Raw genomic sequence first — 10,843 nt, 5'->3', positions numbered from 1 at the left:
GATCAAGCTATCATTGGGAGGGATGAGCCCCGTGCAATACAGGAGAACCTTGGGGCTTGCAGCATAGGTTTTGGGACGGAAAAACGTCAGCATCCCCAATTTTAGGATTTTGCAAAGTGACTATCGGAAACACCCGGTAAAGGCTACAATGCGCTAAGAAGCGAAACGCGAACAGGAGCGCGCTATGCCCAACGAACTGCCTCCGCGAGACGAATACCTGCCTCGCATTGTCGACGACCAAGTGCGCCGCTACCTTGAGATTTTCGGGGCGGTGGAAGTGGCCGGAACGAAATGGTGCGGGAAAACCTGGACGGCCTGTCGCCACGGCGAAAGCGTCAGCTACGTCGACGACGCCCTGGCCCTAGCCCAATCCGACCCTCAGGCGATGCTTGCGGGCGAGCAGCCCCACGTCATTGATGAGTGGCAACTTGCACCGGCCATCTGGAACACCGTTCGCCATGCCGTGGATCGCAAGCGGGGGCTGCGCGGCGCGTGGCTTTTAACGGGCTCTTCCACCCCCTCTCGCGAAAGACGAGGATCAGGCGAGAGCGATGCACAGCGGCGCCGGCCGCATAGGCCGCATTCGCATGCACCCGATGAGCCTTGCCGAATCGGGCGACTCGACAGGTCAGGTTTCCCTGGCCGCGCTTTTCCGCGGAGAATTTGCGCGGGCCACGGTGCCGGGGGACGCGGCCTCCCTTGCCGCTGCGGCGTGCCGCGGTGGTTGGCCCGAGACGTTGGATCTTTCCCCGAGCCAATCTCTTCTCACCGCAAGGGAGTACCTGAACCTATTGTTCTCGGAAAGCGTCCCGCGCCACGGCCGAGACGGAGGTTTGGCACGGCGCATCGCGCTTTCCCTCGCGCGAAACCTGGGGCAGGCAGCAACTTACAAGACGCTTCTCGCGGACGTATCGGGCGGCGATGAGCCCTTGACGACGACAGCTACGGTGGCCTCGTACCTCGAGCTGCTGAAGAATATGTATGTAATCGAAGAGGTGCCGGGCTGGGTGCCGGCGAGGCGATCCCCTAAACGGCTCTCGGTGAAGCCGAAGCGCTACCTCGCCGACCCCTCCCTGGTCGTGGCGCTCCTCGGCATGAACGAGGAGGCGCTTCTCGCCGATTGGCAGACGTTCGGGCTGGTGTTCGAGAACATGTGCGTGCGCGACCTCATGGTGTACGCGCAGGCGCTGCCCGATGCTCCGGCCGTGCCGGTGAGGTATTACCGCGACGACGCCGGCCTTGAGGCGGACGCCATAGTCGAGCTGCCCGACGGGCGGTGGGCAGCCTTCGAGTTCAAGCTGGGCATCGCGAAGGCCGATGCGGGCGTGGCGACTCTGAAGCGCGTGCGTGAGAAGGTGACGCGCAACCCCCATGCGCGCACCCGGCCGCCCGAATTCGTGGCGGTTCTGACGGGCACGGGCGAGTATGCCTACCAAGCCGAAGAGGGTATCTACGTCATTCCCCTGCGCGCCCTCGGCGCCTGAGTGCTGCTAATGTCTAAGTAGACAGTGAATTCCGGAATTCCATCTTCAAAAGTCTGTCGGCGATGGCGATAATGGAGTCGCCATCGCCTCTTTCCGAACGATGGGAGCCTGCCATGTCCAACAATATACTCAACCCTCTGGAGAAGGAGCTCCTGATAAGGCTCTACAGGAGCAATCCCGACATCAAGCTCTCCGACTTCTGCCGCGCCAACAACGTGAGCGAGGCGGCGTTCAAGACCTGGCTCAAGAAGTACGGCGCCGAGGGGCTCTCCGGGCTGTATCGCTCGAAGAAGACGCCGAGCCTGCTTCCCGAGGGCGTGGACGAGACGGAGGAGACCCTGCGCCGCGAGCTCATCAAGACCAGAATCGAGCTGGAGCGACTAAAAAAAGGCTACATCCGGATCCCGAGAGAAGATGGGACGCCGGGAGAGTTCGTGCCTGTATCCGAGAAGAGTGCGCGATCATCGAGGCGCTCTCGAAGGAGTTCCCTGTAACCGGGCTCTGCAGCCTGTGCGGCGTGAGCCGCTCCGGCTTCTACAAGTGGAGGAAGAGGGGCGGGGATCCGCCGAAAGACCGCGCGAAGGTGCTGCGGCTGGTGCAAGGCTGCCACGACGCCCACCCCTCGCACGGGTACCGGTGGGTGCACGCCTACCTCAAGAGGAGCGATGGCATAACGGTGTCCGCGGAATACGTCAGGAGATGCTTTCTCTACCTGGGCATACGCGCCGAGACCAAGCATCAGAAGAAGGATCGCGAGCGCAAGGCGCGCGATCCTTACCCCAACCTCATCTTCTCCACGTGGGAGACGGTCGATCGCCCGCGCCAGGTGATAGTCTCCGACATGACGGCGTTCTGGACGCGGAGCAGGTACTGGGAGCTCGCTCTTTACTTCGACGTGTTCACGAAGCAGATCATAGGGCGCGGCCTCACGAAAAGACGCGGCTGGCCGGGCATCTACCACGACGGCCTCGAGCAGGCGAGGGAGGAGATCGAGAGATCCAGGGCGGAGGCCGTGGGGAGGCTGGAGGCGGGATCGGGCGACATCTGCGTGCTGCACACCGACCAGGGGAGCGTCTACACATCCAAGGCCTACAACGAGATCATCCGCGAGAGCAGCATCGTCCGCTCGTGCTCGCGCGCGGGCAAGCCCACGGACAACCCCGTGAACGAGTCTTTGAACGGCTGGATCAAGGAGGAGCTCTTCACGGACTTCGGGCTCTACGACAAGCGGGATTGGGAGGTGGAGCAGGTGGTCGACGACTACATCGAGTGGTACAACGCGAAGCGACCTTGCTGGTCTCTCGGGTACATGACGCCGAACGACTTCTACGACGCCTTCATGGCGGGGGAGGTGGAGAGGCGCGACACGTTCGCGGGTCGCGTGATCGACCCGACGCCGAAGTTCGTGCGCGAGAAGCTCGCAAGGGCCGAGGCCGATGCCGAAAGCAACGCGATCGGCACAAGCGAGCTCCTCTGCTTCGATGCCGGTGTCTACGTCCCTCTAAAGAAAAACAGCTCCAGTGTCTACGAACGCGATGCGGATTCCAGCTCTGGTGTCCACCATTGCCACGGGGAAGATGGAAAAAGTGTCTACGAAGCTTGACTAGTACAAAGAACTGGTAAGCCCGAAGCCATGAAAAGCGGCAAAATCGTCAATTTCTGCAAAATGAAGAGTTACATTATCGTAGAAATCGACCAAATAAAGAATTGCATTATTGAAAAAGCCCAGCTAAAATAGACAAAACGATAGCAGCGAAAGGAGTCCTCCTTGTTTCGCAGGAAGGTCTACGAGTCTCTACAGCGTTGGGCGACCCGACGTGGTCAGACAGCACTTCTCGTGACAGGTGCGCGCCAGATCGGTAAAAGCTATCTGGTAGAGCGCTTGGGTCGCGAGAAGTATCAGCGCCTTCTGACAGTCAATCTCTACCTCGATAAGGCGGCGAAGCGCTCGCTGGCTGAGGCCTCCAATGTAGCGGATCTCGTAACACGCCTCTCTCTCATGGCTGACCAGCCCCTCGTTCCTGGCGAGACGCTGATCTTCATCGACGAGATCCAGGAGCTTCCCGACCTCATGACCATGGTGAAGGGTCTTGTTCAGGACGGCCGATTCTCTTATGCGTTCTCGGGTTCGATGCTGGGAACCGAGCTGAAGCACGTGCGCTCCTATCCTGTGGGCTTTGTGACCGAGGTCACCATGTTCCCTATGGACTTCGAAGAGTTCTGCTGGGCGACGGGTGTCCAGAACGAGGCTCTTTCCGTCGTCCGGGACTGCTGCACGTCCCTTCAGGCGGTGCCTGGCTACCTGCACGAAGCCCTACTCGGCTACTTCCGCAGCTACATGGTAGTAGGGGGAATGCCTGCAGCAGTGCAAGCCTTTCTCGACAACGCCGGCAATATGGGACCGGTGCGAGAGGTTCAGGCTGAGCTGGTGGTTTCGTATGTTCACGACATCACGAAATACGCCGGCACTGCGGCTCCAACCGTGAGGGCGATCTTCGAACAGCTTCCTCTTCAGCTGGACGCGCGCTCGCAGCGGTTCCAACTGAACTCCCTAGGAAGGGATGCGCGCTACAGCAAGTTCAGCTTCGATTTCAACTGGCTAGTTTCGGCCCATGTCGGCCTGAAATGCAACGTGGTACGCGATCCGAAGAGGCCTCTCAAGGCCACGGAAGACGCGGGGAACTTCAAGCTGTATGAGTCGGACACGGGGATGCTGGCGAGTCGCTACGACATTTCGGTGGCGCGCGGTTTGTACAGCGATGATCGCACGCTCAATCTCGGATTCATGTTCGAGAACGTGTTCGCCCAGGCGCTTACTGCTTGCGGGTGTGATCTGTTCTACTACATGAACCGCAAGAGGGGAGAGGTTGATTTCCTGGTTGAAAATGCCCGGGGAGACGTAGTTCCACTTGAGATCAAGTCGGGCCGCACGCCCCGCGCCCATGAAGCTTTGAACAAGCTGCTCGCCACTCCGGAATACGGGATTGAAAAGGGCTACGTGCTTTCGCGCCTCAATGTGGAGCAGCGCGATCGTGTTGTCTACCTCCCCTGGTACGTGACGGCGTGCCTGCCCGAGGCTCTCGGCCTGAGAAAGCGCTCCGATGAGGAGGACTCGTTCAGCATAACGCTTCCGTCCCTATCCGCGCCCACAAGAGAGAACTCCAGCGGAGTAGTGTGAGGCTTTTCTCTTTCGCCGCTCACCCCTGAAAATGTACCGCTCGAATAGGGTTTAGAGCGTTTAGAAAGCATTTTCGTCGTTCTTTACCCTGTCATTTGCCTACCAACTTGTTTTGGACACTTCGTAAGAAAGTTCCGAGAAACCCCTGGTCAGAGCTTTGAATCTTGCTGTCGGTGCTGCTGGTGTTCTCGTTCCTGAACGTGACCATGTTCACGGACTACGCCAACGCCGAGGGTGACAACGGGGAGGCGACCGAGTTCGCCGAGCCTGTCGGAGAGCCCGAGGCCCAGGCGCAGCCCGAGGACGAGGCCAACGGCCCGGAATCTGAGGAGCCCGCGGAGGAGGTGAACGAGGCCGAGCCCGCCGCCGAGCCCGAGGCCCCTGCCGTGGCGGAGGAGCCCGAGGAGAGCTATCCGGCCCAGCGCCTGACCGCCGAGGCGGGCGATGGAGTGACTGTCGTCATGGAGGCTCCCGAGGGAGCGCTCCCGGCCAACAGCTCCATGAAGGTGGAGACGGTGTCATCGCGCGCTGTCGAGAAGACAGTCGAGGAGGTCGTGGCTGATGAGGGCAAGAAGGTCGAGGAGCAATCTGCCTACAGCATCACTCTCTTCAACGCTGCGGGTGACGAGGTGTCTCCCGCCAAGAAGGTGAAGGTGTCGTTCCGCAACGCCGGAGTCGACGGCGATGAGATTACCGTCATGAAGGTCGCGAATGGAGCCCGTGCTGTCGAGGTTGCCGAGATTCGGGATAACGGCACAGCTGCTTTCTCCGATACTGCTCCGACCGAGTCTGGCAACGTCTACGTTCTGGTTGGCAAGAAGGCCGAGATCAAGGCTCCCACGGTCGAGCAGAAGACCGTCACCCTCCGCGTCGTATACGAGACGGGCGCGGTGCGCGACGTCATTCCGATAGCGGTCGAGAAGAAGGACGGTGCTTACGCCGGCACCTACAAGCTCGATCTGAACGGTTTCACCGCAAGCTGCGACGCAGAGATGGCCACCATCGACGAAACGGGGCTTGTCTCCTTCAGCTTCCAAGACGACGAGCCGGTGACCATCGTGGTGACCCTGCGGGGCGAGAAGGCGACCTACACGGTCAACCACTACAAGCGAGGCGCCAACGAGGGCGAGGAGACGCTTGCGGAATCCGTGCAGCGGGAGGGCATCGTCGGCACTTCGACGGAGGCCGTGGCCAATACCTATGAGGGCTACACGTGCGAGGGCGTCGCGCAGACGATCGTGACGGTCGAGAACGACGCCGTGGTGAACATCTACTACGCGCCCAACAGCTACAAGCTGAGCTACGAGTCCAACGGCGGCTCCTACGTCCCTCCGGTGCTTGGAGTCCACGGGCAGACGGTTGACGCCATCACCTATATCCCCTACAGCAAGGTTCTCACCTGCGGCAAGACCGTCCATTCACACGACGGCGACTGCTGGGGGCTGACGTGCAAGATTGAGGAGCATACCCATAGCTATACGGAGTCGCAATGGAAAGGTATTCCGCTCTTGGGTGGTCATATGGAGTACAAGGGCGGCTGTTACGGAAGCAGCTGGAGCCGGAATCCGAGCTGTGGGAAAACTGCCCACACCCATGGCGACAGCTGCTACGGCTACACCTGCGGACTCGAGGCGCACCAGCACACCGACGGCGAGTGCTACGAGGTGACCCTCGAGTCTTGGACGCCGACCCCGCAGAAGCAGGGCTACACGTTCGAGGGCTGGTACGAGGACGAGGCCCTGACCACCCCGGCGCAGAACACCTACGTGCTCACCGGCGACCGCACCCTCTACGCGAAGTGGACGGCCGGTCAGGCGCTCTACACCATTGTCTACCTGACCGAGAATGCTGACGACGGCAACTGCTCATACTTCGGCAGCATTGGCAATCAGCTCGCCGAGGTCGGTACTACTGTGACCGCGAACGCGAACTCCGCCAAGCCCTCCGGTCTCGATACCGCGCACTTCACCTTCGCCGAATCGACCTCCGCGACCGTCAAGGCCGACGGCTCCACCGTCGTCACGGTCAAGTACAAGCGCAACACTTATACTCTTACGTCCGAAGAAAAACACGGTGGGAAAAAGCTGACCTTGACAGCTAAATATGGGGCTCACATTACTGATGCCTTCAACAAAGCTTTCAACGAGCCAACTGGAAACGACATCGCGTGGTCTCTTGAAAACGATCAGAGCACGAAAGTCGCCGCAATCGATGTCATGCCCGGTAGGAATGCTACAGTCTACGAGTTTGAGTACAGCTCGAAAAAAAGTCAGACGCTTAGCTATTGGCTCGAGAATTATGCTTCGGATACCACTACCATGTACGACGGTCGTACTTATGGTCTGTACAAAACTATTAATGTGAAATTCAATTACCTGAATAGCGCCGATTTCCCGGATCATACTGGATATATGAGACACGACGCCTATATCGATGGTAGGTCACGGGGCGTTAATTTCGGCGAATACACTACCAGCAATGGCACAACTGGCGATTTCTACTATAACGCCGCGAGCTATAGCCTCGATCTATACGGCTACGAGGGCGTGAAACTCTCCACCAACTCCGTGAAACTAGGTGCTGACATCACTTCGTATCTCACTGAGCCGGAGGCCCCGGTCGACGGCGCGACGTTCGCCGGCTGGTTCATCGATCCCGAGCACACGACGCCATTCACTGGCACTGCGATGCCCATGGGTCTGGCGCTGTACGCGGACTGGAACATGCCGACGTATAAGATCACGCTCGACGGTCAGGGCGGTACCTTCACTGACGATGCGCAGATGCCCGAGGACGTGGAGTACGGCGAGATTATCGGCTCTCAGCTTCCCACTCCCGAGAAACCCGGCTATATCTTCACCGGCTGGGTCACCAGCCCCATCACCGAAGCGCCGTTCGATCCTCGCAAGCCCATCACCGAGGACACCACGCTCTATGCCTCCTGGATGGCGAGCTCCACAGTTGAGTACACCGTGATCCATAAGGTCGGCGGCGAGGTTATCGCTACTGAGAAGCACACCGGTATGGTTGGATCCACGGTTACGGCAAGCGCTCTTTCCGAGGATGCGCTCGGTGAATACAAGGACTACCTGCCGACTCCGGCTACCCAAACTACGACGCTCGTCCGCGGCGAGAACACGATGGTCTTCGAGTACGCGAAGCTCGACGACATCAAGTACACGGTCGAGTACAAGCTCCCCGATGGCTCCATCGTTAACGAACTCACCCAGAAGGACGTTCCCGCGGCAGCTCGGATGCAGGTTGTTGGCATCTCCCAGGAGGCCGCCACTTGGGCCTCCGACAACGGCTACATGTTCAAGAACGGCACCACCCAGGTCGTCTCCGACATGGGCCTCGGCAAAGTGGTAACTTTCGATCTCGACTACCAGCCCTACACTATTACTTATGTGCTGGGCAATGGCGAAACTTGGGAAAACGACTTCTATACAAAGAACGATCTAGAGATCAGTATCAGCAAGCAGCCTACGTGGGAAGGTCACAGATTTGTTGGCTGGAAGGTCGACGGAGTTGATACCAAGGTTGAGCAGATAATTAGCAAAGATCCATCGACTGATCTTTTGCCTCCGGAGTCGCTGGGGCAGACCATCACACTTGCCAAGGGAACCATTGGCGATCTGACGATAGAGGCGTTGTGGCAGATTGATGTCGTTGTAACGGCACCCTCAAAGACTATGACCTATGATGGCACCAATATTATGGTTGCTGGCGGGTGGACTGATGCGACCGCTACGAATTTGCTACCAGGTCATAAGGTGGTCATAAGCTCTGATGCAATCAAGCTGTCTGATGGCTCCAGTGAGATGATCAATGCTGGTGAAAAACTGACCACGCTTGATAAATCCGATGTGAAGATTTATTGGTCTGGTGTAGATGTAACACGTCTGTACAACATCACTGAGATTAAGAACGGTCTTGCTAAAATCGGCCAGCGCGAGGTGACCGTCACGGGCGAGGGCTGGCCCTCCGAGCAGCCCTACACCGGCAAGCCCTACACCAAGGACGGCGAGTACGCCTTCGACAACGTGGTCGCCGGCCAGACGGCCACCATCGGCTACGAGCTCTCGGGCACCGAGGTGGGCCACTACGACGGCGCGTTCGGCGACGACTTCAAGGTCATGGCCGGCGCCGACGACGTGACCGCCAACTACACGCTGAAGACCAAGACCCCGGGCTCCCTGGACATCACCAAGTCCGAGATCGCCCAGTACGTCACCCTCACCCCCGTCGACGTCGTTGAGACCTACGACGGCGCCGCCCACGCCGCCGGCGTGGCCACCGCCGCCGACGCCAACGGCAAGGCCGTGAAGGTCGAGTACAGCGTCAACGGGACCGACTGGACCACCGACCCGGCCTCGATCACCGCGACCGCCGTGGCCGACTCCGTGACCGTCAACGTGCGCGCCTCCGTCGAGTCCTCCTACGAGGGCTACGTCACCGGCACCCAGAAGCTGACCATCACTGCTAAGGCGTACGGTATTAATACAGCCTCCGACAGCAAGGAATACGACGGCACTCCTCTGACAAACAAAAATGCTGAGGTTGCAGGCCTGGTTGCTAAGGACACGGCGTACGTCGAGGGAACTGGAGAGATCACCGACAAGGGCGAAGTGCCGAACTCGGCTGGCGATGTCAATTGGGCTAGCGGCACCGATGAGCGCAATTACATCCACGATACCTCGCTTGACGGCATCGGGGTGCTGACCGTGACCGCAAAGAAGATCGACCCGACGCCGACTCCGACCCCGGAGGATCCGGACGCAGTTGAACACAAGCTGACCCTCCAAGGCCTCGAGAATGTTACATACAACGGCTCTTCGCAGCCGCAGCACGAGAAGATCGTCGTGAAGGACGGCGATAAGAAGCTCGTCGAAGGCAAGGATTACGAATTACGCTGGTCCTCCGACACGACCAACGTCGGCACCGTCCGCGTGACGGTCGTCGGCAAGGGCAACTACGATGGCGAGGACTGGGCGGAGTACCAGATCATGCACTTCCCCGTCACCGTGACGGCCAACGGCGCCGGTAAGACCTACGGCACGGCAGATCCGGCCCTCACGGCCACGGTCAGCCAGAAGCCCAGCGACGGCTTTGACATTGCCTGCAATGTCACCCGCGCTCCTGGCGAGGACGTCGATGACTATGTGATCACGCCTTCTGGTGACGAGATCCAGGGTAACTACCGCGTGAGCTACGTGACCGACATCTTCGAGATTGTCGCCTCCGGGGCCAACGTGGTTACCGTCTCCAACCTGTCGGACGCCACGGGCCTGACCAAGACCTACGACGGCGCGGCCACCTCGGTCTCCCCGACCGCCGCGGTGGCCGGCTCCACCTTCGAGTACTCGCTCGACGGCGTTAACTGGACTGCCGCCAACCCGAGCTTCACCAACGCGGGCACTTACTCGGTGTGGGTGCGCGCGAACGCCGCCAACTACGAGACCACCCGCGCCGTCCGCGCGACGGTGACCATCAACCCGCGGCCTGCCGTCATCGTCGCGAACAGCGCGACCAAGACTGCGGGTGCCGCCGACCCGATCTTCACGGGTACGGTGACCGGCCTGGTTCGCGCCGGAGATCTCGGTGCCGTCTCGTTCGGCCGGAGCAACGCGGCCGAGGGCGTCGGCTTCTACCCGGGCGTGATCGGTGCCACCTACCTGGCCAACCCGAACTACTCGGTGACGGTGGTTCCCGGCAACTTCACCGTCCTGGCCGCTACGGCTCCGGTGATCCCGGCTGCTGTGACGCCCGCGACGCCGGCCCCGGCTGCGCCTGCTGCCCCGGCGGCTCCCGCTCCCGCCGCTCCGGCTCCGGCCGCCACTCCTGCGGCTGCGACGCCGGCTCCGGCCGCCGAGCCCATCGAGGACGATGCCACGCCGCAGGCCGCCGCGCCCGCTGAGGGCACGCCGCTGGCCGAAACCGAGGAGATCGAGGACGAGGCGACCCCCATGGGCGCCTTCGACGAGCCGCACTGCTGGGTTCACTGGGTGATGCTGCTCGGCATCCTCATCACCGCCGCCTACGGCGCCATCGTCGTCCGCCGCCGCCTGCATTTGGCCGACGACGTGGACGACTACGAGAAGCAGGTGCTCGGCATCGAGGACGAGGCCCCCGAGGCCGTGCCCGCCGACGGTCGCCAGGCCCTGTAAGAGACAGCCGCGAG

At 60.5% G+C, this 10,843-nt stretch carries 5 protein-coding genes; all 5 read left to right on the top strand.

Annotation, left to right across the window (positions count from 1 at the left end; all coding sequences use genetic code 11):
• The first annotated feature begins 551 nt into the window (after positions 1 to 551).
• The 5 genes from ACYVRU_RS08300 to ACYVRU_RS08280 all read left to right on the top strand — a co-directional run bounded on the left by ACYVRU_RS08300 (position 552) and on the right by ACYVRU_RS08280 (position 10,829).
• Positions 552 to 1,484 (top strand): ATP-binding protein, encoded by a 933-nt coding sequence (locus ACYVRU_RS08300; protein ID WP_461186013.1) that lies wholly within the window; start codon positions 552 to 554, stop codon positions 1,482 to 1,484.
• Between the two features lie 62 nt (positions 1,485 to 1,546).
• A complete protein-coding gene (locus ACYVRU_RS08295) occupies positions 1,547 to 1,978 on the top strand; it encodes a helix-turn-helix domain-containing protein (protein ID WP_198160973.1) in 432 nt (143 codons plus the stop codon).
• Entirely contained in the window at positions 1,927 to 3,087 is a 1,161-nt protein-coding gene (locus ACYVRU_RS08290) for an IS3 family transposase (protein ID WP_231699631.1), read from the top strand. The genes ACYVRU_RS08295 and ACYVRU_RS08290 overlap by 52 nt, the downstream gene beginning before the upstream one ends.
• Positions 3,088 to 3,252: 165 nt before the next feature.
• Positions 3,253 to 4,662, top strand: a complete 1,410-nt coding sequence (locus ACYVRU_RS08285; RefSeq protein ID WP_461186012.1) for an ATP-binding protein — start codon at positions 3,253 to 3,255, stop codon at positions 4,660 to 4,662.
• Positions 4,663 to 4,835: 173 nt separating this feature from the next.
• Entirely contained in the window at positions 4,836 to 10,829 is a 5,994-nt protein-coding gene (locus tag ACYVRU_RS08280; RefSeq protein WP_227069490.1) for an InlB B-repeat-containing protein, read from the top strand.
• Positions 10,830 to 10,843: the final 14 nt, after the last annotated feature.

This window comes from Adlercreutzia sp. CNCM I-6216 (genome assembly GCF_977113345.1).
Note: the sequence above shows the minus strand (reverse complement) of the source record. Positions and strands in the feature narration are given on the sequence as shown.